The sequence below is a fragment of the Variovorax sp. TLI9-5A genome (assembly GCF_056867935.1).
Window position 1 is genome coordinate 3450778 of record NZ_CP200310.1, and the last position, 26101, is coordinate 3476878.

Genomic DNA, 26101 nt, shown 5'->3' on the forward strand with positions numbered 1-26101 from the left:
CGGGGCGAATCGTTCGCCACCGGCCCTTTGTTCTTTACCGCCAGATCAGAAACGCGTCACCGGCATTTCGGCGTCGGCCTTGCCCGGAGCGTATTTGCCCAGCTCCCACTTGGCGATCGCGTTGCGGTGCACTTCGTCCGGACCGTCCGCGAAGCGCAGCGTGCGCGCGCCGGCATAGGCGGCAGCCAGCGGGAAGTCATCGCACATGCCGCCGCCGCCGTGGACCTGCATGGCCCAGTCGATCACCTGGCAGGCCATCGACGGCGCGACGACCTTGATCATGGCGATCTCGTTCTTGGCGACCTTGTTGCCGGCCACGTCCATCAGCCAGGCGGCCTTGAGCGTGAGAAGGCGGGCCATGTCGATCTTGCAGCGGGCTTCGGCGATGCGTTCCTGCGTCACGGTCTGCGAGGCGACGGTCTTGCCGAAGGCCACGCGCGAAGAGGCGCGCTTGCACATCAGCTCCAGCGCGCGCTCGGCCAGGCCGATCAGGCGCATGCAGTGGTGAATGCGGCCGGGGCCGAGGCGGCCCTGGGCGATCTCGAAGCCGCGGCCTTCGCCCAGCAGCATGTTGCTGGCCGGCACGCGCACGTTCTCGAAGTACATCTCGACGTGGCCGTGCGGCGCGTCGTCGTAGCCCATCACGTTCAGCGGGCGCACGATGCGGATGCCCTTGGCGTCGGCCGGCACGACGATCATGCTCTGCTGCGAGTGGCGCGGCGCCTCCGGGTCGCTCTTGCCCATGGTGATGAAGACCGCGCAGCGCGGATCGGCCGCACCGGAAATCCACCACTTGTGGCCGTTGATGACGTACTCGTCGCCATGGCGCTCGATGCGCGTGGAGATATTGGTGGCGTCGCTCGAAGCTACCTCGGGCTCGGTCATTGCGAAGGCCGAGCGGATCTGGCCTTCGAGCAGCGGCTTGAGCCAGCGTGCCTTGATTTCGTCGGAGCCGTAGCGCGCGATGGTCTCCATGTTGCCGGTGTCGGGCGCCGAGCAGTTGAAGGCTTCCGAAGCCCATGGCACGCGGCCCATGATCTCAGCGAGCGGCGCGTATTCCTGGTTGGTGAGGCCAGCGCCGTCATAGCCCGAGGCGGCTGCGCTGTCGACCGGCAGGAACAGGTTCCACAGGCCCTGGGCCTTGGCCTTTTCCTTGAGCTTCTCGACGGTCTTGAGTGCCGACCAGCGCTTGCCGGCGGCGGTGTTCGCGGCCAGCTCGGCACTGTACTCGGCTTCGGCCGGATAGATGTGGTCGTCCATGAATGCCTGGACGCGCTTCTGCAGGTCCTTGGTCTTGGCCGAGTATTCGAAGTCCATCTTTGTCTCTCCTGGTGGGGTGGGGCGGCTTATGCCTTTTGGGCAAACTGCCAGGCCATGTCGGCCATGGGGCGGGCGCCGCGGGCCGAAGCCACGGCTTGCTCGCTCGACGCGGTGCCGGCCTCGACCCGCTTGGCAATGCCTTGCAGGATCGCGGCCATGCGGAACAGGTTGTAGGCCTGGTAGAAGTTCCAGTCCGGCGCCAGCGCCTCGGGCGTGCTGATGCGGGTGCGCTCGCAGTAGCGGCGGATGTATTCGCTCTCGGTGGGAATTCCCAGCGAGGCGACATCGACACCGCCGATGCCGCGCCCGGTGCTGGGCGGCATGTGCCAGGACATGCAGTGGTAGCTGAAGTCGGCCAGCGGATGGCCCAGCGTGGACAGCTCCCAGTCGAGCACCGCGACGATGCGCGGCTCGGTGGCATGGAACATCACGTTGTCGAGCCGGTAGTCGCCATGGACGATCGACACCTTGCTCTCGTCGCGCGCGCTCGCCGGCATGTGGGCGGGCAGCCAGTCGATCAGCCGCTCCATGGCCTCGATGGGCTGCGAAAGCTCGCCCGCGCCGTCGGCCGAGGCCTTGTACTGCTTGCTCCAGCGGCCGATCTGGCGCTCGAAGTAGTTGCCCGGCTTGCCGTAGTCGGCCAGGCCGCGGGCGGCGAAGTCGACCGTGTGCAGCGCCGCGATCACGCGGTTCATCTCGTCGTAGTGGGCGGCGCGCTCGGCGTTGCTCATGCCGGGCAGCGACTGGTCCCACAGCACGCGGCCCTGCATGAACTCCATGACGTAGAAGGCACGGCCGATGACGCTCTCGTCCTCGCACAGGCAGTACATGCGCGGCACCGGCACGTCGGTACCGGCCAGGCCGCTCATGACCTTGTATTCGCGCTCCACCGCATGGGCCGAGGGCAGCAGCTTCGCGACCGGTCCCGGCTTGGCGCGCATCACGTAGCTCTGCGTGGGCGTGACCAGCTTGTAGGTCGGGTTCGACTGGCCGCCCTTGAACATCTCGACCGTCAGCGGGCCCTTGAACCCGTCGAGGTTCTTCTCGAGCCAGGCCGCAAGCGCGTCGACGTCGAAGGCGTGCTGTTGCGAGACGGCACGGGTGCCTATGAAGTTGGAGAAGTCCTGGCTCATGTCGGTATGTCTATCTGCCTGTGGTCGTCGTTGGAGTTGTCGTTCTAGCTTTCAGCTTCCGAGACGCGCATCAGCGCCGAGCGGTCGAGCACCACGAGGCCGCCCGGCTCGATGCGGATGGTGCCCTCGCGCTCCATGGTCTTCAGTTCCTGGTTGACCCGCTGGCGCGACGCACCCAGCAACTGCGCCAGTTCTTCCTGCGCCAGTTGCAGGCCGATGCGCATCTGGCTGCCGTCCTCCAGGTTCGGCACGCCGTAACTGCGCACCAGATGGATGAGCTGCTTGGCCAGCCGCGCGCGCAGCGGCAGGGTGTTGAGGTCTTCCACCAGCCCGAAGAGCGTGCGGATGCGGCGTGCCTGCAGCCGCATCAGCGCCTCGTACAGCTCCACGTGCGAGGCCAGGATCTTCTGGAAGTCGGCGCGCGCCACGCACAGGATGGTGGTGTCGCCATGCGAGTAGGTGTCGTGCGTGCGCCGGTCCCCGTCGAACATCGCCACGTCGCCGAACCAGATGCCCGGCTCCACGTAGGTCAGCGTCACCTGCTTGCCCGAGACGGCCGTCGAGCTGACCCGCACCGCGCCCTTGGCGCAGGCGATCCAGTGTTCGGGCGGATCGCCGCGGGCAGCGATCAGGTCGCCGTCCTTGTAGCGTTTGACGAAGGCGCATCGGAGGATGTCGTGCCGCAGCGATGGAGAAAGGGAAGAAAACCAGCGACCACTGTTGATCGCTTCACGTTCTTCGATGGTAAGAATGGGGTCGTCCATTGGTCTGTCCTCTCGGCGACTGGAAAGCTGATGGGTGTCACGGGAGCGACGCCGTCTGGCGCTACCCCGTCACATGGGTACTTACTCGTACTGCGGCGGCTTCTTCTCGAGGAACGCCGCGATGCCGATGCCAGCGTTCGCGTGGTGCAGGTTGCGCACGAAGTGGTCCCGCTCCTGCGAGAGCTGGGAGGCCAGCGTGGCGCCCTGGGCCTCGCTCAGCAGCTCCTTGATGCTGGCGAGAGAGTTCGGCGCGCGCGCGTTGAGCCGGCCCGCCAGCGCCAGCGCGCCCGAGAGCGCCTGGCCGCTTTCGGTGAGTTCGTTGACGAGGCCCAGCGCATGCAGGCGCGGCGCGGCGATGCGCTCGCCGTTCATCAGCCATTCGCTCGCGAGCTGGCGCGGCAGCTGCCGGCCCAGATGCCAGCTCAGGCCGCCGTCGGGCGACAGCGCCACGTTGCTGTACGAGGCCGCGAAGACCGCGTCGCGCGCGGACACCACGAAGTCGCAGGCCAGCGCGAGCGAGAAGCCCGCGCCGGCAGCCGCGCCCTCGACGGCGGCGATCACCGGCTTGGGGAAGGTGCGGATCGAGTCGATCCAGTTGTGCAGCCCCTCGATGCTCTCGGCCTGCACCGAGCGGTCGAGCTGCCGGTTGGCCAGCAGGCGCTGCAGCGAGCCTCCGGCGCAGAACCAGGCGCCTTCGCCCACGATGACGACGCTGCGGATTTCCGCGCTGTTCTCGGCCTTGTTCAGTGCCTCGATGCCCGCGGCGTAGATTTCGGGGCCCAGCGCGTTGCGCTGGGACGGGTTGGCGATCGTCAGCACCATGGTGCTGCCTTCGCTGGTGCTCTTGAGTTCTGCGGTGCTCATGGCTCGTACTTGTGGCTCAGTTCGTCGTTGTCGTCATTCTTCTTCGTGCAGCAGGCTCAGGCCCAGCGCGCCGCGGCGGCGCAGCCACGGGCTCGGGCGATAGCGCGGGTCGCCATACACCGTCTGCAGGTTGAACAGCACTTCGAGCATGTTGGTCGGACCGTAGAGGTTGCCCATTGCCAGCGGGCCACGCGGATAGCCCAGGCCCAGCTGCACGGCGGTCTCGAGGTCGGCCGGCGTGCACACGCGCTGTTGGCACATGTCGGCGGCGATGTTGACGATGGTTCCGATCACGCGCTGCGTGACGAAGCCGCCGCTGTCGCGGATCACGCTCACGGCCTTGCCGTCGCGTGCGAAGAGGGCGTGCGCGGCGTCGCGGATGTCGCGGCGCGTGGCCGGGTTGGTGGCCAGCACGCGGCGCTTGGTGGCTGCGTCGTCGATCAGCATGTCGATGCCGACGGTGCGCGTGGCGTCCAGGCGCTCGACGGCGGCCACGGTGGTCACATCGAAGCCCAGCGGCGCGACCAGGATCAGCGAATGCGGCGCGGCGGTGGCGCCGCTGTCGATCTGCGCGCCCAGCGTGTTCACCAGGCGCAGCAGCTCGGCGCGGCGTGCCGCGCGCGGCGACACCCACACGGAGGGCGGACCTTCGACCACCGGAGCGGGAGCCTCGGGCACCTGCTGCATCACGCCGTCGCTGTAACGGTAGAAGCCTTCGTTGGTCTTGCGGCCCAGCGCACCGGCGGCCAGGCGCTGGGCGGTGATCACGCTGGGGCGGAAGCGCGGCTCCTCGAAGTACTGGTGGTAGATCGATTCCATCACCGGGTGCGACACATCGAGCGCCGTCAGGTCCAGCAGCTCGAAGGGGCCGAGGCGGAAGCCGGCCTGGTCCTTGAGGATGCGGTCGATGGTTGCGAAGTCGGCCACGCCTTCGCCCACGATGCGCAGCGCCTCGGTGCCGTAGCCCCGGCCGGCGTGGTTGACGATGAAGCCGGGCGTGTCCTGCGCCTGCACTGCGCTGTGGCCCATCTGCGTGGCGTAGCCCGCAAGCTGCCTGCAGACCTCGGGCGAAGTCTTGAAGCCCGCGACCACCTCGACCACCTTCATCAGCGGCACGGGGTTGAAGAAGTGGAAGCCCGCGACGCGCGCCGGGTGCTGCAGGCCGGCCGCAATGGCCGTCACCGAGAGGGAGGACGTGTTGGTGACCAGCGTGGCGGTCTCGGCCACCACGGCTTCGAGTTCACGGAACAGCTTGCGCTTGACTTCCAGGTCTTCGACGATGGCCTCGATGACCAGGTCGCAGCCGGCCAGCGCCTGGATCGAGTCGACCGCCTTTACGCGGGCGATGCAGGCGTCGCGCGTGGCGGCGTCGATCTTGTTCTTCTCGTGCAGCTTGTTCCATTGGGCGGAGAGAGCCTCGCGGCCGCGCTCTGCGGCGCCCGCGAAGCTGTCGAGCAGCAGCACCTCGCTGCCTGCCTGTGCGGCGATCTGCGCGATGCCGCGCCCCATGGCGCCGGCGCCGACGATGCCGATTCGGGAGTAGTTCACTGTCATTTGCTGGAGATTTTCACTGGTTGGGTGGTATCCGGGCGTGCCGTGCAGGCGTCGGCGCTGGAGTCGCACACGCGGATGCGCTCGTTGACGCCGAGAGTTCCGATTTTGCAGCCCCGCGCGGATGGGGCGTGACCGGTTTTACGCGGGGGCGCGTTTTCAGGGTGCGCGGCGGCTGCGGTCGATGGCCACGCTCAGCAAGATGGCGATCAGCACCAGAGCCAGGCCGACCCAGCTCATCCATGCTCCGGCTTCGTTGGCGAGCAGCCAGCCGCCCAGCGCCGCGCCCACGGCCTGGCCGGTGTAGATGCCGGAGCTGTTGAGCGCCACCGATCCCGGCGCGAGCGCGGGCGCCAGGCCTACCAGGCGGGCCTGCTGCGCCGAATTCGTGGCGAAGCAGCCCAGCCCCCATGGAACGAGCACTACCGCCAGCCAGGCCAGCGTGGAGGCCAGCGGCCACAGCAGCAGGCTTGCGGCAATCAGCAGGGTGGTGACGAGCACCATGCGCCCTGCGCCCACGCGGTCGATGAAGCGGCTGACCACCATGTTGCCGACCAGCCCGCAGGCACCGAACAGCGCCCACATCACGCTCAGCGTGGTGGCGTCGGCGCCGAAGCTCTGCTTGAGGATCGGACCGAAATAGCTGAACAGCACGAACTGGCCGGCGCCCTGCAGCGCCGTGACCGAGACGATGCCCATCAGCACCGGACTGCGCAGCACGCGCGACCATGCGGCAGCCGTCAGCGCTGCGGGGCGGATGCCGTTCGGCAAGGTGAGCCACACCGATGTCGCGCTCGCGACACTGAGCGCCGCGATGGCCGCGAAAGCCATGCGCCAGCCCAGGTGCCCGCCGATCAGCGCGCCGATGGGCAGCCCCAGCACCGAGGCCATCGACCAGCCGAGAAAGACGAAGGTCACGGCGCGTCCGCGATGCTCCGGTGGCACCAGCAGGCCGGCGCAGGCAGCGGCCTGCGGCGTGAAGATGGCCGGCGCGATCACCGTGAGCATGCGCACCGGCAGCAGGGCTCCGAAGCTGGGCATCAGCGCGCAGAGGACGTGGCCGATGGCGTACCAGAGGAGGGTGAGGGCGAGAAGCTGGCGGCGGTCCCATCCAGCAACGGCAGCGGCCAGAAGCGGTGCACCGATGCACATGACCGCGGCGGCGGCCGTGATGAGCTGCCCCGCCGTGGCGGCGGTGACCGACAGCTCGGCGCTGATCTCGTTGAGCGTGCCGGGCACGACCATCACGCCCGTGCCGATCACGAAATTGCCGGCAAGCAGCGCCCAGAGCGCCCTCTGTGGCGCCGGCTGGCTCACCGACGGACCTGCAGCGCGCCGGGATTCACGATGTTCGTGGGGTTGCCGTTGATGTAGCTCACGACGTTGTCGAAGGCCTGGCCGAAGTAGCTCTCGTAGCTTTCCTGCTCGACGTAGCCGATGTGCGGCGTGCAGATGCAGTTCTCGAGGCGCAGCAGCGCGTGGCCCTGCAGCGGCGGTTCGCTCTCGAACACGTCGATGGCCGCGAGCCCGGGGCGGCCGCGGTTGAGGGCCGCCAGCAGGGCATCGGCCTCGACCAGCTCCGCGCGCGAAGTGTTCACGAAGAGGGCGGTCGGCTTCATGCGCGAGAGATCTTCCAGCGTGATGAGGCCGTTGGTCTCCTCGTTGAGCCGCAGGTGCACCGAGAGTACGTCGGCGGCGGCGAAGAACTCGTGGCGGTTCTGCGCCACCTGGAAGCCGTCGGAGCGAGCCTTGGCGCAGCTGGCTTCACGGCCCCAGATCACGACCTGCATGCCGAAGGCCTGCCCGTAGCGCGCGACCAGCTGGCCGATGCGGCCGTAGCCCCAGATGCACAGCGTCTTGCCCTTGAGCACCGAGCCGATCCCGAAATTGGGCGGCATCGAGGCCGACTTGAGCCCCGACTGCTGCCAGGCACCGTGCTTGAGGTTGCTGATGTACTGCGGCAGCCGGCGCATGGCGGCCATGATGAGCGCCCAGGTGAGCTCGGCGGGTGCCTGGGGGGAGCCGGAGCCTTCCGCCACGGCCACGCCGCGCTCGGTGCAGGCTGCGACGTCGATGTGTCCGGCGACGCGCCCGGTCTGGGAAATTAGCTTGAGCTTGGGCAGCTTCTCGATGAGCTGGCGCGAGATCTGGGTGCGCTCGCGGATCAGCACGATCACGTCGGCGTCCTTGAGTCGGACCGACAACTGCCCAATGCCCTTGACCGTGTTGGTATAGACCTTGGCTGCGTAGGCGTCCAGCTTGGAAGCGCAGCGCAGCTTGCGCACGGCGTCCTGGTAATCGTCGAGGATCACAATGTTCATGGCGTGCCATTGTGCCTCGCAGCATTGGAATGTCGCGCCGGCGAACGTTTGGATACCCGCCCTGCAGGCGCTTGCAGGGTGTTTCGGGCCCGGCGCCGGCTCAGTGCAGGCGCGTGGAGCGCGGGGCAGTGGCCATGGTTTCCGCGGCCTCCAGAGCGGCCAGCCGGTCGAGCTCGGCGCAGACATCGGCCATGCGGCCGGAGATCCGCACGCGGTTGTTGTTGCGCTGCTGGCCCTTGCCATCGACCACGCAGACCACGCGCAGCGGGCGCGCCGGCGCGGCCGTTTCAGAGGGCGCTGTGCCGCCGGAACGGGCGGTACAGGCGGGGCGCACCGCTACATAGCGCAGCCCTGCCGAGGACTCGGTGGCGTCGAGACGATCCCTGAGGTGCGAAGACGAAGAGCGGCGAGCCGTCATCAGGCGATTGGCCAGCGATTGAAGCGGCATCCAGATGTCGGCGATGGCGAGGAGGGCGATTCCCATGTGAACTCCAAAAATGTATGAGGTTGAACACAGGCAGGATTTCTTGAATCGGCCGCGACAGGGTGATGGCGACTCTTCGCCATACGCCCGCCACCTGTCGTTGCCGGATGGGGTGCTGTGGAAAGCAGGCCGCAGTGGCCTACATCAGCATGGTGTTCCGGATGAGCCCGACCGCGAGCCCTTCGATTTCGAAAGGCTCGCCGGGCTGCACGATGATGGTCGGGTAGTCGGGGTTCTCGGCGTGCAGCTCGATGACCTGCTTGTTGCGCTTCAGGCGCTTGACGGTCACTTCGTCGCCGAGACGTGCGACCACGATCTGGCCGTTGCGCGCCTCCTTGGTGGCCTGCACCGCGAGCAGGTCGCCGTCCATGATGCCGGCGTCGCGCATCGACATGCCGCGCACCTTGAGCAGGTAGTCGGGTTGGCGCTGGAACAGCGTGTTCTCGACGTAGAAGGTCTGGTCGACGTGCTCCTGGGCCAGGATGGGAGAGCCGGCTGCGACGCGGCCGATGAGCGGCAGTGCCAGCTGGGCCATGCCGGGCAGCGAGAGCGAGAACTGGCCGCCTTCGCGGTGGCGCGTTTCGTTGAGCGAGCGCAGCGCGTCGCCCTTGAGGCGGATGCCGCGGGAAGTGCCGCTGACCAGTTCGATGACGCCCTTGCGCGCCAGCGCCTGCAGGTGCTCTTCGGCGGCATTGGCCGACTTGAACCCGAGCTCGTTGGCGATTTCGGCGCGCGTGGGTGGTGCACCGGTGCGTGCGATGGCGCTCTGGATGAGGTCCAGGATCTGCTGCTGGCGGGCTGTAAGCTTCACGGCGAACTGCATGTGTGGTTCCTTGCGGCACTGGTTGGATATCCAGTGCCTGTATTTTTAACCAGTTTTTAGAAGTTGACAAGCCATGGTCAATTCCTCTTCGCCTGAACTGTCGCGCCGCGTGGTGGTTCTGGGCACCGGCGGCACCATCGCGGGCCGGGCCGCCAGCAGTGACGACAACATCGGCTACACCGCCGCGCAGGTGGGCGTGGCCGACCTGCTGGGCGGCATCGAGGCGCCCGCCGGCGTGGCGCTGGAGGCCGAGCAGGTAGCCCAGGTCGACAGCAAGGACATGTCCTTCGACATCTGGCAGCAGCTGGCCCGGCGCTGCGCGCACTGGCTGGCGCAGGCCGACGTGGCAGGCGTGGTGATCACGCACGGCACCGACACGATCGAGGAAACCGCATTCTTCCTGCACTCGGTGCTGGTGCCGTCCAAGCCCGTCGTGCTGACCTGCGCGATGCGCCCGGCCACCGCGTTGTCGCCGGACGGACCGCAGAACGTGCGCGACGCGGTCAGCGTCGCCGCGTCGCAGGGCGCGCGCGGCGTCACGGTGGTGTGCGCCGGCGCGATCCATGCCGGCGTCGACATCCAGAAGGTTCACACCTATCGGCTTGATGCCTTTGCCTCAGGCGATGCGGGGCCCGTCGGCTATGTGGAAGAGGGTGAAGTGCGTCTTGTCCGGGCGTGGCCGCAGGGTGGGGCGCTGCCTGTGGTGAAGCTCTTCGGGCCGGCAGAAGTGCAATGGCCCCGGGTGGAGATCGTGATGAGCCACGCCGGCGCCAGCGGCGCGGTGGTCGAGGCGCTGCTTCAGGCGGGCGGGGCGGACCCGGTGCGCGGACTGGTCCTCGCGACCACCGGCAACGGCACCCTGCACCATGCGCTGGAAGCTGCCGCGCTCAAGGCGCAGGACGCCGGCATTGCAGTGCTCCGGGCCACGCGTTGTTCGAGCGGGCGCATCCTGCCGAAGGCGGGCGATCTGCTTCGCGATGCAGGCGCGCTGACGCCTGTGAAGGCGCGCATCGCCCTGATGCTCGAATTGCTGGGCTGAAAGCAAAACCGCCCCTCTGGAAGGGGCGGTTCGGTGTGAGTCAGATGACGATCAACTGCTCAGTGCAGCCAGCGCACGCTGCGTGATCTCGTCGACCGTGCCCACGCCCTTGATGGCGCGGTACTTCGGCGCGGCGGCCGGATCCGTCTTGGCCCAGGCGGAGTAGTAGTCGACCAGCGGACGCGTCTGCTGGCTGTACACGTCGAGCCGCTTGCGCACGGTTTCTTCCTTGTCGTCCTCGCGCTGGATCAGGTCCTCGCCCGTCACGTCGTCCTTGCCTTCCACCTTGGGCGGATTGAACTTGACGTGGTAGGTGCGGCCCGAAGCCGGGTGCGAGCGGCGGCCGCTCATGCGCTCGATGATGTCGCCGAAGGGCACGTCGATCTCGAGCACGTAGTCGAGCTTGACGCCGGCCGCCTTCATGGCGTCGGCCTGGGGAATGGTGCGGGGGAAGCCGTCGAACAGGAAGCCGCTGGCGCAATCGGGCTGCGCAATGCGTTCCTTCACGAGATTGATGATCAGGTCGTCGCTGACCAGTGCGCCGGCGTCCATGACGGCCTTGGCCTGTAGTCCGAGCGGCGTGCCAGCCTTGACGGCGGCGCGCAGCATGTCGCCGGTCGAAATCTGGGGAATGCTGTATTTCTGGCAAATGAAGGCCGCTTGCGTGCCTTTGCCCGCCCCGGGCGCGCCCAGCAAAATTAGTCTCATGGTGTCCTCGGACGGTTCTTAGATTTTGTGTCGCGCCGAGCATCGGCCCCATGGCCGGGCTGGGCGGAGTTGCTTCGAGGATAGCATGCGTGCCCTCGGGGAAATCCCGCTGTCTGTAGCCGTGGAGACCCGTCGGCTCAGATGCCGCCAGCTGCGAAGACCGCGCGCACGCGCGACAGATCTTCGGGCGTATCGATGCCGGGGCCCGGCGCGACATGGCTCACATGCACCGCAATGCGATGGCCGTGCCATAGCGCGCGAAGCTGTTCGAGCGCTTCCGTCGCCTCGACAGGCGCGGGAGGCAGAGAAGGAAAGCGCCGCACAAAACCAGCTCGGTAGCCGTAGATACCGATGTGGCGCAGGGGAGCAGGGGCTGCAGGCAGCACCGAAGGCGCCGCGCCGTTGGCGGAACCGTCGCGCCACCACGGAATCGGCGCGCGGCTGAAATACATCGCGTTGCCCTGCGCATCGAGCACGACCTTCACCACGTTGGGATTCATGAAGTCGCCGACCGAATCGATCTCGTGGGCCGCGGTGCTCATCGCCGCTTCGGCGTGGGTGGCCAGCGTGGAAGCCACGGCATCGATCAGCGCGGGGGCGATCAGCGGTTCGTCGCCCTGCACGTTGACGACGATGTCGTCGCCATCCAGACCGAGCTGTTCGCAGGCTTCGGCCAGCCGGTCGGTGCCGCTGGGATGATCCTGTCGCGTGAGGACGACCTCGACACCGTGCGCCTTGCAGGCTTCGATGATGGATGGATCGTCGCCCGCGACCACCACGCGCGCCGCGCCGGATTCGCTGGCGCGCTGCGCCACGCGCACCACCATGGGCACGCCGGCGATGTCGGCCAGGGGTTTGTTGGGGAGCCGCGTCGACGCGAGCCGCGCCGGGACCAGAACGGTGAAGCTCACAGCCCGAGCTCTTCGTCGGAAAGCGTGCGTGCCTCGTTCTCGAGCAGCACCGGGATGCCGTCGCGCACCGGATACGCCAGGCGGGCGCTGCGAGACCACAGCTCCTGCTTCTCGGGGGTCCAGGTCAGCGGCCCCTTGGTGACGGGGCAGACGAGCAGTTCAAGCAGCTTGGTATCCATCGAGCGATGATAGCTTTGCGTCGAGCGCGGCGAAGAATTCCGCGGACGGCACGAAGTCAAGCGGCACGGCCAGCGCATCGGGCGCCTTGCGCCACAGCTTGACGGCGTCCTTTTCGGTACAGACGAGGGTTTGCTGCGTGCCCGACGGGCGTTGCCAGCCCTCGAAATCGAAGTGATCGGGCAGCGCGACGGTGTCGGCGAGCGTCAGGCCGCGAGCGCGCAGCATTTCGAAGAAGGCTTCGGGCCGGGCGATCGCCGCCAGCGCGGTCAAGGGCTTGCCAGCCAGGGCGGCCAGCGGTACGCGTCTTCCGTCGCTGTCGAGCGCTTCGTTCGCGAGGGTCCGCGTGGCGGTATGGCCGCCCGCGAAGGCCGGCCGCGATCCGCTGTGCAGCACCAGATCGCAACGGCGTGGCCAGGCTTCGCGCAGCGGGCCGGCAGGCAACCGCCAGCCGTTGCCGATGCCCCGGTCGTCGAACACGCAGATCTCGATGTCGCGCCCGAGCGCCAGATGCTGCAATCCGTCGTCGCTGACGACGACCTGCGTGGCCGGGTGCCGCTCGAGCAGGGCGCGCGCGGCATCGATGCGCCTGCGCGCCACGAACACCGGCGCCTTGGTTGCGTGGTGAATCAGCGCAGGCTCGTCGCCCACATCCCGCGGATCGCTGTTGCCGAGCACTTCTCGGCAGTCATCGGTGCGGCGGCCGTAGCCACGCGACACCACGCCGACCTGGATGCCGCGCGCCTGCAGATGCCGGACGACGGCCATCACCACCGGCGTTTTGCCCGCACCGCCCGCAATCACGTTGCCGACCACGATCACCGGCACGCGCACGCGCTCGGTCCGCAGCCATCCCATGCGATAGAACAAGCCGCGCACGGCGAACAGCGCGGCATAGACGAGCGAGAGCGGCCACAGCAGGCAGGCCAGGGGGCCGCGGTGCAGCCAGGCCTCCCGCAGGCGCGAACCCGTATTGCCGTTGTCGATGCTGCCGCCGCCGGAAGGCACTCAGTGCCCGGCTTGCGCCGTCGACTGGGCCGCGAAGGTGATCTGCATCAGGCCGGCGCGGCGCGCGGCCTCCATCACCGTCACCACGGCCTGGTGCGGGCTGGTCGCGTCGGCGCTGATGATCACCACGCTGTCCTTGCCGCCGGTGGCCGCGGCGGCGAGGGCGGCCGCCACGGCTTCCACGCTGCGGTCGGCCACGGCATTCTTGTTGACCGAATAGCGGCCGTCGGCCGACACCGCCACGATCACTTCCTTCGGATAGTCGCGTTGCGCATCGACGTCCGCCGTGGGCAGCCGCAACTGCATCTCGGTGAACTTGCTGTAGGTGGTCGACAGCATCAGGAAGATCAGGATCACCAGCAGCACGTCGATGAACGGGATCAGGTTGATCTCCGGCTCGTCGCGCGCGCCGTGGCGGAACTGCATGCGGGCGCGGGTCATTTGCGCAGGGCGTTCAGGTGGCGGGCAAAGCGCTCGCCGGAGAGTTCGAGGTTCAGCAGGTACTCATCGACCCGGCTGCGGAAGTAGCGCCAGAAGATCAGCGTCGGAATGGCCACGATCAGGCCGAAGGCGGTGTTGTAGAGCGCGATCGAGATGCCGTGCGCCAGTTGCGCCGGATTGCCCGAGCCCACCGCGCCGCTACCGGGCGACTGCGAGCCGAAGATTTCGATCATGCCGATCACGGTGCCCAGCAGACCCAGCAGAGGAGCGGCCGAGGCGATGGTGGCCAGCGCGGGCAGATAGCGCTCCAGCTTGTGGGCCACTGTGCGGCCCGAGGCCTCCATGGCTGCGCGCAGGTCGTCTTCGGTGCAGCGCGGATTGGCGTTCAGCGCGCGCAGGCCGGCGGCCAGAACCTGGCCGAGCATCGAGTTGCGTTCGAGTTTGGTCACGACATCCGGACCGGGAATGGCTCCGTGCGACGCGGTGATGGTTTCGTCGAGCAGCTTCGGCGGCAGCACTCTCACGGTCTTGAGACTCGTGAAACGTTCTATAACCAGCGCGAGCGCAATGATCGAACAAGCAAGCAAGGGCCAGATCGGCCAACCCGCGGCAACTATGATGGAAAACAAGAAAATCCTCCGGCCCGTAGACTGCAAATGCGCGGCGATTATCCACTGAGCACACCATCGTCACGCGCCTTGTTTTTGTGTCGGCAAGGACGCACAGATTCTGTGGATAACTTTGTGATTAACCCGCTGCGCAACGCGTCCGGACCCGCATGGGACGGCCTTTTCGCTGGAACGACTGAATTTTGAGCAGCACTTTTTTCAATGAAATCAACAGGTTGCACGAGAAACCGTGCGCCTGTCCTGCCCTGGGGGCCGAAGATCGGCCCGGCGCCGCCCGTTGTGGAAGAGTGGCATCTGGCCGAGCGTGCACTTTGTGAACTCGCGTGAACCGAATTCCGCGCCGGGGCCGCGCGTCTGGGCCGTCGGCGCCTTGTGCCGCGCGGTGGCCGACGCGCTCGACGCGCGTTTCAACCCAGTTTCCGTGCGCGGCGAGATTTCCGGTTTTTCCCGCGCCTCAAGTGGACATTGTTACTTCGCGCTCAAGGACGAGTCCGGCCAACTGCGCTGCGCGATGTTCCGCCGGGCCGCCGGCTTGCTCGATTTTTCACCGCGTGATGGCGACCAGGTCGAGGTGCGCGGGCGCCTCGCCGTCTACGAACCGCGCGGCGATCTGCAACTGGTGGTCGAGAGCCTGCGGCGGGCTGGGCAGGGCGCCTTGTTCGAGCAGTTCCTGCAGCGCAAGGCGCGCCTCGAAGCCGAAGGCCTCTTCGATCCGGCGCGCAAGCGGGCGCTGCCGACCATGCCGCGCTCGATCGGCATCGTCACCTCGCTCGGCGCGGCTGCATTGCACGACGTGGTCACCGCGCTGCGAAGGCGTGTTCCGCACATTCCGGTCGTGCTTGCCCCGGCGGCGGTACAGGGGGCCAATGCGCCGGGCGAGTTGGTGCGGGCGCTGCAGTCGCTGTATGAACTCACGCCTGCGGTCGACGTGATTCTTCTGGTGCGCGGTGGTGGCTCCATCGAAGACCTCTGGGCCTTCAACGACGAGACGCTGGCGCGCACCATCGTGCAGAGTCCGGTGCCGCTGGTCAGTGGAGTGGGGCATGAAACCGACTTCACCATTGCCGACTTCTGCGCCGACCTGCGCGCGCCCACGCCCACGGCCGCGGCGGAACTGGTGAGCGCGCCACGCGACGTGTGGCTGGGCGCGCTCGACCTGATCGACGAGCGGCTCGGCGATGCGCTGGGCGGGCGCATCGACGTACTCGGGCAGCGTCTCGACCAAGCGGCGGGGCGCCTCGGTCGCCCTTCGGGTCTGGTGACTCGGCAGCAGCTGCGTCTGGCACATCATGCACAGCGCCTTCGCTACACGGTGCTGACCCGAAGGGAGCGCTTGACGCAGGCGCCGCGTCTGATCGCTGCCGACTTTCCGCAGAAGCTGGGGCGTGCGGTGGTTCAGCGGCGTGATCGGCTGGAGCGCGTGGCCTTGCGCATGCGGTTGCTCGATCCGGCACTGGTCTTGCAACGCGGCTATGCGTGGCTGACCGATACAGACGGTCATGCGATCGTCAGCGCAACGCAACTTGCGCCCGGCGACGCCGTCAAGGCGCGGCTGGCCGATGGCGAAGTCGAGCTGACCGTCGCGCCGGGCGGCGCGACGGGAACGCGTCCGACGCCGCCTCAATAATTACTTCCTAGAATCCTTGATTCCCACAACCAACCCACGAGAAAAAACCATGGAACATGTGCTCCCACCCCTGCCGTACGCCCTCGACGCGCTGGCACCCGAGTATTCGAAGGAAACCCTCGAGTACCACTACGGCAAGCACCACAACGCCTACGTGGTGAACCTCAACAACCTGCAAAAGGGCACCGAGTTCGAGTCGATGACGCTCGAAGAGATCGTCAAGAAGTCCAGCGGTGGCATCTACAACAACGCCGCGCAGATCTGGAACCACACCTTCTTCTGGAATTGCATGAAGCCCCAGGGCGGCGGCGCTCCCACCGGTGCGCTGGCCAAGGCCATCGAGGCCAAGTGGGGCAGCTTCGACGCGTTCAAGGAAGCCTTCGTGAAGTCGGCCGTGGGCAACTTCGGCTCGGGCTGGACCTGGCTGGTGAAGAAGGCCGACGGCTCGGTGGACATCGTGAACACGGGCGCAGCCGGCACGCCGCTGACCACCGCCGACACCGCGCTGCTGACGGTGGACGTCTGGGAGCACGCCTACTACATCGACTACCGCAACCTGCGCCCGAAGTTCGTCGAGACCTTCCTGGCCAAGCTGGTCAACTGGGACTTCGTCGCCAAGAACTTCGGCTGATTCCGGGGTCCCTCAACGCCGACCCATGCAGTTTGTGTAAATAGTCTGCTGGCCGCTTGGATCGAAATGCCCCGCAAGAGCGGGGCATTTTCATTGGGCGAGCGATTGCCCCCAGGGACTCAGCCCTGCAGCGCCTGGAGCATCGTAGTTGAGGTGGTGGTTTGCACAGTGCCGCCAGCGAGCTTGCGGCAGGCGATCAGCGCTTGCCGGCCGCGAACAGTTCGCCGCCGAGCTTCGCGCCTTTCTTGATGTTCTTCTTGGCGAACCAGCCCTGGTTCATTTCGAGCACGTAGCGCACCGGCTCCTGGGAGCAGTGCGTGCTCTCGGTCATGGGCTGCATGTCGGCGAGGTTGACAATGCGGCCGTCGTCGGCAACGAAGGCGGCGGTCAGCGGCAGGATCGTGTTGCGCATCCAGAAGCACTGCGTGGCGGGCTGCTCGAACACGAAGATCATGCCCTCGGCCTGGGGCATTTCCTTGCGGAACATCAGGCCAATCTCGCGTTGAAGAGGGGTTTGCGCGACCTGCGCGTCGATCTTGTACAGGCCTACCGACAGTTGCGTGCGCGGCAGGTCGGTCTGGGGTTGCTGCTGGGCATGCGCCTGCATCATGAACGATGCGGATACGAGAAGAAGGGCGGCGAGACGCTTGAGCATCGGACGACTCTTTCAGGGCGGGGCCAGGGCCCAGCCTGGATAAAAAATGCCCGCTGATGCGGGCATTGCGGGTGAGCTTGGAAGCTTACACCTTCTTGGCAGCGGCCGTGTGGGCCTTGGCCACGTGGCGAACCTTGTGCTTCTTGGCGGCTGCATGCTTCTTGACCGAAGCGTGCTTGGCGGCCTTGGCAGCGGGGGCGGGAGCAGCCGTGGTGGGTTCGGCTTGTTGAGCGAAAGCGCCGACTGCGAAGAGACCGGCGACCAGGGCTGCGAGCAGCTTGTTCATGAACATATCCTTTGAAATTCGTTGATCTGGATTGCCCTCCCTGCGGAAGGTAGACATTCAACGGAGGCCGTCTCGCGCGGTTGACAGCCAGGCGGACGCCGCAGGCGAAAAAAAGCGCTCCGAAGAGCGCTTCTTTTGCGGGGCAGGCCGAATTACTTCGGGGTGCCGCCTTGGGTCGACTTGCGCTTGACGCTGCCGTCCTTGTTGCGACGGCGCTGGTCGCGGGTTTCAGCGCGCTTCTCGCCAGAGGCTGCAGCCTTGTCGGCACCGATGGCGCCGCCTTCGGGGGTCTTGGCTTCGTCGCCAGCCGGAGCCTTGACCTGGCCAGCGGGCTTGGCAGCCTTCTTGGCTTCGGCGCGTTGCTGCGACTTGCTGTTGGTGGCGTTGCCTTGCTCGGGCGTCGTGCCGGCCGGGTTCTGGGCGTAGGCGCCAGCGGCGAACAGGCCAGCGATCATGACTGCGAGAATTTTGCTCATTGATGATTCCTCTATCGAGAATTGGTTGGAAACGCCTCCCGGCGAGCAGAAGGTCAGCCACTAACGAGGCCATTGGCCCGTCGGTTGACAAACGCTTGCTGATGGGTTGCGTCTAAAATGTACAGCGATTTGTTAACCGGCTGTACAGCGGAATGCGCGCTGTGTCTGAATTCGCTGACAGTCGTCAAAATTACGTCAATCCCGGAGCCGTCCCCTCTCATGACCAGTTATCAGCACATCAAAGTCCCGACCGAAGGTCAGAAGATCACGGTCAACGCCGACAACTCTCTCAATGTGCCTGACCAACCGATCATCCCCTTCATCGAGGGCGACGGAACCGGACTGGACATCACGCCGGTGATGCTCAAGGTGGTGGACGCTGCCGTGGCCAAGGCCTACGGCGGCAAGAAGAAGATCCACTGGATGGAGGTCTACGCGGGCGAGAAGTCGACCAAGGTCTATGGCCCCGACGTCTGGCTTCCCGAGGAAACGCTGCACGCCGTGCGCGACTACGTGGTTTCCATCAAGGGCCCGCTGACCACGCCCGTCGGCGGCGGTATCCGCTCGCTGAACGTCGCGCTGCGCCAGGAACTCGACCTCTACGTCTGCCTGCGCCCGATCCAGTATTTCGAAGGCGTTCCGAGCCCGGTGCGCGAGCCGCACAAGACCAACATGGTGATCTTCCGCGAGAACTCGGAAGACATCTACGCCGGCATCGAGTTCGAGGCCGAGAGTGAAAAAGCCAAGAAGCTCATCAAGTTCCTGCAGGACGAGATGGGCGTCAAGAAGATCCGCTTCCCCAATACCTCGGGTATCGGTGTCAAGCCGGTGTCGCGCGAAGGCACCGAGCGCCTCGTGCGCAAGGCGTTGCAATACGCGATCGACAACGACAAGCCCAGCGTGACCCTGGTGCACAAGGGCAACATCATGAAGTTCACCGAAGGTGGCTTCCGTGACTGGGGCTACGGCCTGGCCGCCAAGGAGTTCGGCGCCGAGCTGATCGACGGCGGCCCGTGGATGAAATTCAAGAACCCGAAGTCGGGCAAGGAGATCACCGTCAAGGACAGCATCGCCGATGCGTTCCTGCAACAGATCCTGCTGCGTCCTGCCGAGTACAGCGTGATCGCCACGCTCAACCTCAACGGCGACTACGTGTCCGACGCCCTGGCCGCGCAGGTCGGCGGCATCGGCATCGCCCCGGGCGCGAACCTGAGCGATACCGTCGCCATGTTCGAGGCCACCCACGGCACGGCCCCCAAGTACGCCGGCAAGGACTACGTGAACCCCGGTTCCGAGATCCTTTCGGCCGAAATGATGCTGCGTCACATGGGCTGGAAGGAGGCCGCCGACCTGATCATCAGCTCGATGGAAAAATCCATCGCCAGCAAGAAGGTCACCTACGACTTCGCCCGCCTGATGGACGGCGCCACGCAGGTGAGCTGCTCGGGCTTCGGTCAGGTGATGATCGACAACATGTAATTGCCGCGCGCTTCGACGCCTTGCGGCGTCGCGGCAACACATGGGGCCCTTGAACTTCCGGAAGGAATTCAAGGGCTTTTTATTGCTTCTTCGACCGGCGCGAAGCAGGCTTTTTTGCCTAAAACTCTTTGCTGATGCAGCCCGGTGCAATACTGTCGCAAGCGCCGCAAACCCCTTGAATTGTCGGATACGCGCCACCACTCTTTTTTGCTCGGCACGGCGCTTGCACGCTCTATAGAATGATTTTCATGGCAACGAGAATTCCAAAAACTCCCAGTACTCCGCCGGCCCAGAAACCGGCCGGGGACGACGGAGATTCGGTCGTTCTGGAGCGCCGGCCGCAAAAGACCGCGCCGCCCCAGATGTACCAGGTTGTGATGCTGAACGACGACTACACGCCAATGGAGTTCGTGATCGTCGTGCTGCAGGAATATTTCAGCAAGGATCGCGAAACCGCGACCCAGATCATGCTCAAGATCCACCTCGATGGCCGGGGCGTCTGTGGGGTCTATTCCCGCGACATGGCGGCCACCAAGGTCAACCAGGTAATGGAAGCCGCCCAGCAGGCGGGGCACCCGCTCCAGTGCGTCAGTGAACCTGTTGCATGAACCAGTTGAATTGCGCAAGCTCCAACCCATCTGAGAACTTATTTACAGCAAGGCAAAAGGAAATCACATGATTGCCCAGGAACTGGAAGTCAGCTTGCACATGGCCTTCGTAGAGGCCCGGCAGCAGCGCCACGAGTTCATTACCGTGGAACATCTGCTGCTCGCTTTGCTGGACAACCCGAGCGCCGCGGAAGTTCTGCGCGCCTGCTCGGCCAACGTCGACGACCTGCGGGCGTCGCTCACCAACTTCATCAAGGACAACACGCCCCAGGTGGCGGGTACCGACGATGTAGACACCCAGCCGACCCTGGGTTTCCAGCGCGTCATCCAGCGCGCCATCATGCATGTGCAGTCCACCGGCAACGGCAAGAAGGAAGTCACCGGCGCCAACGTGCTGGTCGCGATCTTCGGCGAGAAGGACTCGCACGCCGTGTACTACCTGCACCAGCAGGGCGTCACCCGCCTCGACGTGGTGAACTTCATCGCCCACGGCATCAAGAAGAGCGATCCGCCGGAAGCCGTCAAGGGCAGCGGTGAAGCTCCCTCGGGCGAAGGCGAGGAGGGCGGCGGCGAGCGCAACGAGAAGGCATCGCCGCTCGAGCAGTTCACGCAAAACCTCAACCAGATGGCCAAGGACGGCAAGATCGATCCGCTGATCGGCCGTGAGTACGAGGTCGAGCGCGTCATCCAGATCCTGTGCCGCCGGCGCAAGAACAACCCGCTGCTGGTGGGTGAAGCTGGCGTGGGCAAGACCGCCATCGCCGAGGGCCTCGCATGGCGCATCACGCAGGGCGACGTGCCGGAAATCCTGGCCGAGTCGAACGTGTTCTCGCTCGACATGGGCGCGCTGCTGGCCGGCACCAAGTACCGCGGCGACTTCGAACAGCGCCTGAAGGGCGTTCTCAAGTCGCTCAAGGACAAGCCGAACGCCATCCTGTTCATCGACGAGATCCACACCCTGATCGGTGCGGGCGCGGCTTCGGGCGGCACGCTCGATGCGTCGAACCTGCTCAAGCCGGCGCTGTCCAGCGGCCAGCTCAAGTGCATCGGCGCGACCACCTTCACCGAATACCGCGGCATCTTCGAAAAGGACGCGGCCCTGTCGCGCCGTTTCCAGAAGGTCGACGTGGTCGAGCCCTCGGTTCAGGAAACCGTCGACATCCTCAAGGGCCTGAAGTCGCGCTTCGAGGAACACCATGGCGTGAAGTACGCCGTGGCGGCCCTGCAGGCCGCGGCCGAGCTCAGCGCCAAGTACATCAATGACCGTCACCTGCCCGACAAGGCGATCGACGTCATCGACGAAGCTGGTGCTGCCCAGCGCATCCTGCCGCCGAGCAAGCGCAAGAAGACCATCAGCAAGACCGAAGTCGAGGAAATCGTCGCGAAGATCGCGCGCATTCCCCCGGCCAACGTCAGCAACGACGACCGCAGCAAGCTGCAGACCATCGAGCGCGACCTCAAGAGCGTGGTGTTCGGCCAGGACAAGGCACTCGAAGTGCTCGCCTCGGCGGTCAAGATGGCGCGTTCGGGCCTGGGCAAGGGCGACAAGCCGATCGGCTCGTTCCTGTTCTCCGGCCCCACCGGTGTCGGCAAGACCGAAGCCGCGAAGCAGCTCGCCTACATCATGGGCATCGAGCTGATCCGCTTCGACATGTCGGAATACATGGAGCGTCACGCGGTGAGCCGCCTGATCGGCGCGCCTCCGGGCTACGTCGGTTTCGACCAGGGCGGCCTGCTGACCGAAGCTGTCACGAAGAAGCCGCACGCGGTGCTGCTGCTCGACGAAATCGAGAAGGCGCACCCGGACATCTTCAACGTGCTGCTGCAGGTCATGGACCATGGCACGCTGACCGACAACAACGGGCGCAAGGCCGACTTCCGCAACGTCATCATCATCATGACGACGAACGCGGGCGCCGAGACCATGAACAAGGCGACCATCGGCTTCACCAACCCGCGCCAGGCGGGCGACGAAATGGGCGACATCAAGCGCCTGTTCTCGCCCGAATTCCGCAACCGGCTGGACGCCATCGTCAACTTCAAGGCGCTCGACGAACAGGTCATCCTGCGCGTGGTCGACAAGTTCCTGCTGCAGCTGGAAACCCAGCTCGGCGAGAAGAAGGTGGAAGTCACCTTCAGCGACAAGCTGCGCAAGCACCTGGCGAAGAAGGGCTTCGATCCGCTGATGGGCGCTCGCCCGATGCAGCGCCTGATCCAGGACACGATCCGTCGTGCACTGGCCGACGAGCTGCTGTTCGGACGCCTCACCGACGGTGGCCGCCTCGAAGTCGACCTCGACGACAAGGACGAAGTGCTGCTCGACATCCAGCCGATTCCGAAGAAGGAAGGCAAGCAGAAGCCCGAAGCAGAGGAAGCTGCAGCAGGCTGAATGAGCCCGCAGCGGTTTCTGGAATGAAGTCAAAGGCCGGTAGCATCGCTACCGGCCTTTTTCTTTTGGGCCGGCCCTCTCGCACAGCCATTCCAATCGCCTTTTCGCCTTGATCCTCCCCGAACTCAGCCACGAATGGAAAACCGGCCTCTCCCTGGCGTGGAGCGGCTACATCGCGGTGTTGTCGGTCTGGATCGTGATGCAGAAGCGCGCCCCGGTCTCGACGATGAGCTGGATTCTCTCGCTGGCGCTGCTGCCGTTCGCGGGCTTCGTCGTCTATTACTTTCTCGGGCCGCAGCGGCTGAAAAAGCAGCGCCTGAAGCGCCTGCGCAGCCGCGCCGGTGCCTCCGCCCAGGCCGACGTGGCTCGGCTGCGCGATGCGGCTCAGAACGCGCCGCCGGCGCTGCAGCAGATGGCCAAGCTGGGCACCGCGACCTGCGGCCTGCCGGTGTCCAGCGCGCTCGACGTCGAACTGCTCTCGGGCGGCGCACGCACCTTCGACGCGATCTTCGACGCCGTGCGCGCCGCGCGGAACCACATCCACCTCGAGTACTACATCTTCGAGCCCGACCGCATCGGCACCGCGCTGCGCGATCTGCTGATCGAGCGCGCGAAGGAGGGCGTGACGGTGCGCCTGCTGATCGATGCGCTTGGCTCCAAGCGCATCGGCCGCAAGTTCATGGCGCCGATGCTCGAAGCGGGCGTGAAGGTGGCGCTGTTCCACGACACCAAGATCGGCCGGCGCCTGCGCCCGGTGACCAACTACCGCACCCACCGCAAGATCGTGGTGTGCGACGGCCGCATCGGCTTCACGGGCGGCGTGAACATCACCGACGAAGAAGACAAGCGCACCAACCCCGACGCCTACCACGACGTGCACCTGCGCATCGAGGGCAGCGCTGTGCGCTGGCTGCAGACCACCTTCCTGGAAGACTGGACCTACGCCACCGGCGAAGACCCGCGTGGCATGGATGACGCGCTGAATGCCATGCTGCCGCAGCTGGAGGCCGGCGACATTCCGGTGCAGATCGTCACCAGCGGCCCCGACAGCCCGATGGAGGCCATCCACCGCATGCACGTCGAGGCAATCCATTCGGCCACGCACCGCGCCTGGCTCACCACGCCGTACTTCGTGCCGGGCGAGCCCGCGCTGATGGCGCTCACCAGCGCCGCGCTGCGCGGCGTCGACGTGCGCCTGTTGGTGCCGCGCCGCAGCGACTCGGCCATCGTGAGCGCCGCCGCGCGCTCGTATTTCGACGAGCTGATCGCCGCCGGCGTGAAGGTCTGGGAGTACAAGGCGCGCATGCTGCATTCCAAGACCCTGGTGGTGGACGACCATTGCGCGATGATCGGCACCGCCAATTTCGACAACCGCAGCTTCCGCCTCAATTTCGAGGTCTGCGCGGTGGTCTACGGTCCCGAGCTGACCCGCCCGCTGGCGGCGCAGTTCGAGGCCGACCTGCACAGTTCCGGCGCGGTGCGCGCCAACCGGCACCAGGGTTTCTGGCGCCGCCTCGGCGACGCCATCGCGCGCCTGTTTTCACCCTTGCTCTGAATGAACCACACCTTTCTCTGGCACGACTACGAAACCTTCGGCGCGGTGCCGCGCCGCGACCGCCCCTCGCAGTTCGCGGCCATCCGAACCGACGCCGAGCTCAACGAGGTCGGCGAGCCGCTGATGATCTACTGCAAGCCCGCGCCGGACTACCTGCCCAGTCCCGAGGCCTGCCTGATCACCGGCATCACGCCGCAGGTGTGCCTGGAGCGCGGCATTCCCGAGCACGAGTTCGCCGCGCACATCGAGAAAGCCTTCTCCCAGCCCGGCACCATCGGCGTGGGCTACAACACCATCCGCTTCGACGACGAGGTCACGCGCTTCCTGTTCTGGCGCAACCTGATCGACCCGTACGCGCGCGAGTGGCAGAACGACTGCGGCCGCTGGGACCTGCTCGACGTGGTGCGCCTGACCTACGCGCTGCGCCCCGACGGCATCGAATGGCCGAAGAAGGAAGACGGCAAGCCCAGCTTCAAGCTGGAGGACCTGGCGCGCGCCAATGGCCTGCTGCACGAATCGGCGCACGATGCCTTGTCGGACGTGCGCGCCACTATCGCGCTGGCCCGGCTCATCCGTGACAAGCAGCCCAAGCTGTTCGACTTTGCATTCGGCCTGCACAGGAAGGACCGCGTCGCCGCCGAGCTGGGCCTGCCCGCGACACGCGAGACTGCGAAGCCCTTCCTGCACGTCTCGGGCATGTTCCCGGTCGAGCGTGGCTGCCTCGCCGTGATGTGGCCGCTGGCCAGCCATCCCACCAACAAGAACGAGCTGCTGGCCTGGGACCTGGCTCATGACCCGAGCGAGCTGCGCGACATCGACGTCGAAACGCTGCGGCTTCGCCTCTTCACCCGCACGGCCGACCTGCCGGAGGGCGTGGTGCGCCTGCCGATCAAGGGCGTGCACCTCAACAAGTCGCCGATGGTGGTTGGCAATCTGCGCACGCTCGCGGCGCCCATGGCCGAGCGCTGGGGCGTCGACCTCGAGGCGGCGATGCGCCACGCGGCCATCGCGCGCGACCTGCCCGACATGAGCGCCATCTGGTCGCAGGTCTACGCCCGTCCCAAGGAGGCCACGCCCGACGTCGACGAAGACCTGTACGGCGGCTTCGTCGGCAACGCCGACCGGCGGCGCCTGAACCAGCTGCGCGGCCTGTCGCCCGAGGAGCTGGCCAAGGACCGCACAGGCTTCGACGATGGCCGGCTCGACGAAATCCTCTTTCGCTACCGCGCGCGCAACTGGCCGGAGCTGCTGAACGAAGACGAGACCGAGCGCTGGGAAGCCCTGCGTGTCGCAAAGCTCTTCAAGGGCGAGGGCGGGGCGCGCACCATCGAGATGCTGTTCAGCGAGGTCGACGCCCTCTCCGAGAACGCCGATGAGCGCGGAGAAGAGATCCTCGGCGCGCTCTACGAATACGCCGAGGCCATCGCGCCCGAGGCCTGATCGACGCAACGACACAGCGGAGCGCCCAGCCCATGAGCCTGACGATCAACGCCGAACTGTCGAAGGGGCTCGAAAGCTACGGGCTCTTCCTCTCGGAGAGCTGCCTGCTGCCGACGCCGTTTCGCTTCGAGACACCGGTGCGCATTTGGCACTCGGCGCAGCTGCATGCCGGCTGCTCCGTCGGCGCGTATACGAGCATCTCGCCCGGCGCGCTGCTCGTCGACGTGCGCATCGGGCGCTATTGCTCCATCGGCGATGGCGTGCAGACCCTGTCGGACCATCCGGCCGACTGGTTCACCACGCACATGCTGGCCTACGCGCCGAATTTTCCGGAGCCGTACCGGCACCAGTCCGTCGGGCAGTTCCCCTCGCACTCGCCGGTGACCATCGGCAACGACGTGTGGATCGGTTCGCGCGTCAGCCTCAAGAGCGGCATCACCATCGGCGATGGCGCGGTGATCGGCGCGGGTGCGGTGGTGACGCGCGATGTGGCGCCTTTCACTGTCGTGGGCGGCGTGCCGGCACGGGTGATCCGCCAGCGCTTTCCCGACGCGCTGGTCGAACGCATCCGCGCCTGTCCCTGGTGGGACTGGGACCTGCGCACGCTGGCGCTCGACTGGCAGAACCCCGGAGCCGCCCAGTCGAAGCTGGAGGAGGCCGTTGCCGAAAACCGCCTTTCGCGCTGGAATCCCGGCTGGCGGCTGCTCGAGCGTGGCCAGCCGCCCGCCGAGGGTCAGCCCGCGCCGCTGGTCTTTCTGCCGGGCTGAAAAAGATTGATGCAA

General features: G+C 66.3%; 27 protein-coding genes. 9 read left to right on the forward strand and 18 right to left on the reverse strand.

What is annotated here, in order from left to right; genetic code table 11:
- Positions 1-45 precede the first annotated feature (45 nt).
- The 9 genes from AC1VNX_RS16335 to lexA all read right to left on the reverse strand — a co-directional run bounded on the left by AC1VNX_RS16335 (position 46) and on the right by lexA (position 9260).
- The gene (locus AC1VNX_RS16335) at positions 46-1317 is read right to left on the reverse strand and encodes an acyl-CoA dehydrogenase family protein (RefSeq protein WP_483157636.1); all 1272 of its coding nucleotides are present in this window, start codon (positions 1315-1317) and stop codon (positions 46-48) included.
- Positions 1318-1346: 29 nt separating this feature from the next.
- Positions 1347-2453, reverse strand: a complete 1107-nt coding sequence (locus AC1VNX_RS16340; protein WP_301511228.1) for a phosphotransferase — start codon at positions 2451-2453, stop codon at positions 1347-1349.
- Positions 2454-2497: 44 nt separating this feature from the next.
- Positions 2498-3217 carry a Crp/Fnr family transcriptional regulator gene (locus AC1VNX_RS16345; RefSeq protein ID WP_093202289.1) on the reverse strand — a complete coding sequence of 240 codons (720 nt, stop codon included), beginning with the start codon at positions 3215-3217 and terminating at the stop codon, positions 2498-2500.
- Between the two features lie 81 nt (positions 3218-3298).
- Positions 3299-4081 carry an oxepin-CoA hydrolase, alternative type gene (locus tag AC1VNX_RS16350; protein ID WP_483157637.1) on the reverse strand — a complete coding sequence of 261 codons (783 nt, stop codon included), beginning with the start codon at positions 4079-4081 and terminating at the stop codon, positions 3299-3301.
- Positions 4082-4114: 33 nt separating this feature from the next.
- Positions 4115-5635 (reverse strand): 3-hydroxyacyl-CoA dehydrogenase, encoded by a 1521-nt coding sequence (locus AC1VNX_RS16355; RefSeq protein WP_483157638.1) that lies wholly within the window; start codon positions 5633-5635, stop codon positions 4115-4117.
- 156 nt (positions 5636-5791) lie between these two features.
- Positions 5792-6949, reverse strand: a complete 1158-nt coding sequence (locus AC1VNX_RS16360) for an MFS transporter (RefSeq protein WP_483157639.1) — start codon at positions 6947-6949, stop codon at positions 5792-5794.
- Positions 6946-7953: a D-2-hydroxyacid dehydrogenase family protein gene (locus tag AC1VNX_RS16365; protein WP_483157640.1), complete on the reverse strand. Its 1008-nt coding sequence runs from the start codon at positions 7951-7953 to the stop codon at positions 6946-6948. Before AC1VNX_RS16365 ends, AC1VNX_RS16360 begins: the two co-directional genes overlap by 4 nt.
- A gap of 100 nt (positions 7954-8053) precedes the next feature.
- A complete protein-coding gene (locus AC1VNX_RS16370) occupies positions 8054-8437 on the reverse strand; it encodes a hypothetical protein (RefSeq protein WP_483157641.1) in 384 nt (127 codons plus the stop codon).
- A gap of 139 nt (positions 8438-8576) precedes the next feature.
- Positions 8577-9260 carry a transcriptional repressor LexA gene (lexA, locus tag AC1VNX_RS16375; protein WP_126024049.1) on the reverse strand — a complete coding sequence of 228 codons (684 nt, stop codon included), beginning with the start codon at positions 9258-9260 and terminating at the stop codon, positions 8577-8579.
- Between the two features lie 73 nt (positions 9261-9333).
- On the opposite strand from lexA, the gene AC1VNX_RS16380 reads away from it, so the two are divergent.
- The gene (locus tag AC1VNX_RS16380) at positions 9334-10299 is read left to right on the forward strand and encodes an asparaginase (protein WP_483157642.1); all 966 of its coding nucleotides are present in this window, start codon (positions 9334-9336) and stop codon (positions 10297-10299) included.
- Between the two features lie 51 nt (positions 10300-10350).
- Here the strand turns inward: AC1VNX_RS16380 and adk are convergent, their stop codons facing one another.
- From adk to AC1VNX_RS16410, 6 genes are all read right to left on the reverse strand, one after another.
- Complete coding sequence (adk, locus tag AC1VNX_RS16385) at positions 10351-11007, reverse strand: adenylate kinase (protein ID WP_483157643.1); 657 nt, start codon at positions 11005-11007, stop codon at positions 10351-10353.
- 137 nt (positions 11008-11144) lie between these two features.
- Positions 11145-11918, reverse strand: a complete 774-nt coding sequence (gene kdsB, locus AC1VNX_RS16390; protein ID WP_483157644.1) for a 3-deoxy-manno-octulosonate cytidylyltransferase — start codon at positions 11916-11918, stop codon at positions 11145-11147.
- Positions 11915-12097: a Trm112 family protein gene (locus tag AC1VNX_RS16395; protein ID WP_093202265.1), complete on the reverse strand. Its 183-nt coding sequence runs from the start codon at positions 12095-12097 to the stop codon at positions 11915-11917. Before AC1VNX_RS16395 ends, kdsB begins: the two co-directional genes overlap by 4 nt.
- The gene (gene lpxK / locus AC1VNX_RS16400) at positions 12078-13103 is read right to left on the reverse strand and encodes a tetraacyldisaccharide 4'-kinase (protein ID WP_483157645.1); all 1026 of its coding nucleotides are present in this window, start codon (positions 13101-13103) and stop codon (positions 12078-12080) included. The genes AC1VNX_RS16395 and lpxK overlap by 20 nt, the downstream gene beginning before the upstream one ends.
- On the reverse strand, positions 13104-13529 hold the full coding sequence (locus tag AC1VNX_RS16405) for an ExbD/TolR family protein (protein ID WP_483161964.1): 426 nt from the start codon (positions 13527-13529) through the stop codon (positions 13104-13106).
- An 11-nt stretch (positions 13530-13540) separates the two neighbouring features.
- Positions 13541-14173: a MotA/TolQ/ExbB proton channel family protein gene (locus AC1VNX_RS16410; protein ID WP_126024055.1), complete on the reverse strand. Its 633-nt coding sequence runs from the start codon at positions 14171-14173 to the stop codon at positions 13541-13543.
- 313 nt (positions 14174-14486) lie between these two features.
- Here AC1VNX_RS16410 and xseA point away from each other — a divergent pair, with 313 nt between their 5' ends.
- Positions 14487-15800 carry an exodeoxyribonuclease VII large subunit gene (gene xseA, locus AC1VNX_RS16415; protein WP_483157646.1) on the forward strand — a complete coding sequence of 438 codons (1314 nt, stop codon included), beginning with the start codon at positions 14487-14489 and terminating at the stop codon, positions 15798-15800.
- 49 nt (positions 15801-15849) lie between these two features.
- On the forward strand, positions 15850-16431 hold the full coding sequence (locus tag AC1VNX_RS16420; protein WP_483157647.1) for a superoxide dismutase: 582 nt from the start codon (positions 15850-15852) through the stop codon (positions 16429-16431).
- Positions 16432-16627: 196 nt separating this feature from the next.
- On the opposite strand, the gene AC1VNX_RS16425 is transcribed toward AC1VNX_RS16420, so the two are convergent.
- The 3 genes from AC1VNX_RS16425 to AC1VNX_RS16435 form a co-directional block, all read right to left on the reverse strand.
- Positions 16628-17086 (reverse strand): DUF192 domain-containing protein, encoded by a 459-nt coding sequence (locus tag AC1VNX_RS16425; protein WP_483157648.1) that lies wholly within the window; start codon positions 17084-17086, stop codon positions 16628-16630.
- A gap of 85 nt (positions 17087-17171) precedes the next feature.
- A complete protein-coding gene (locus AC1VNX_RS16430) occupies positions 17172-17372 on the reverse strand; it encodes a hypothetical protein (RefSeq protein ID WP_483157649.1) in 201 nt (66 codons plus the stop codon).
- A gap of 152 nt (positions 17373-17524) precedes the next feature.
- Positions 17525-17848 (reverse strand): cell envelope biogenesis protein TolA, encoded by a 324-nt coding sequence (locus AC1VNX_RS16435; RefSeq protein WP_126020304.1) that lies wholly within the window; start codon positions 17846-17848, stop codon positions 17525-17527.
- Between the two features lie 219 nt (positions 17849-18067).
- On the opposite strand from AC1VNX_RS16435, the gene icd reads away from it, so the two are divergent.
- The 6 genes from icd (at position 18068) to AC1VNX_RS16465 (ending at position 26086) form a co-directional block, all read left to right on the forward strand.
- The gene (gene icd / locus AC1VNX_RS16440) at positions 18068-19327 is read left to right on the forward strand and encodes an NADP-dependent isocitrate dehydrogenase (protein ID WP_483157650.1); all 1260 of its coding nucleotides are present in this window, start codon (positions 18068-18070) and stop codon (positions 19325-19327) included.
- A gap of 248 nt (positions 19328-19575) precedes the next feature.
- A complete protein-coding gene (gene clpS, locus AC1VNX_RS16445) occupies positions 19576-19935 on the forward strand; it encodes an ATP-dependent Clp protease adapter ClpS (RefSeq protein ID WP_042674481.1) in 360 nt (119 codons plus the stop codon).
- Between the two features lie 67 nt (positions 19936-20002).
- On the forward strand, positions 20003-22324 hold the full coding sequence (gene clpA / locus AC1VNX_RS16450; protein WP_483157651.1) for an ATP-dependent Clp protease ATP-binding subunit ClpA: 2322 nt from the start codon (positions 20003-20005) through the stop codon (positions 22322-22324).
- A 109-nt stretch (positions 22325-22433) separates the two neighbouring features.
- Positions 22434-23879 (forward strand): cardiolipin synthase, encoded by a 1446-nt coding sequence (cls, locus tag AC1VNX_RS16455; RefSeq protein WP_483157652.1) that lies wholly within the window; start codon positions 22434-22436, stop codon positions 23877-23879.
- The gene (sbcB, locus tag AC1VNX_RS16460; protein WP_483157653.1) at positions 23880-25319 is read left to right on the forward strand and encodes an exodeoxyribonuclease I; all 1440 of its coding nucleotides are present in this window, start codon (positions 23880-23882) and stop codon (positions 25317-25319) included.
- Between the two features lie 32 nt (positions 25320-25351).
- Positions 25352-26086 (forward strand): CatB-related O-acetyltransferase, encoded by a 735-nt coding sequence (locus AC1VNX_RS16465; RefSeq protein ID WP_483157654.1) that lies wholly within the window; start codon positions 25352-25354, stop codon positions 26084-26086.
- Positions 26087-26101 lie beyond the last annotated feature (15 nt).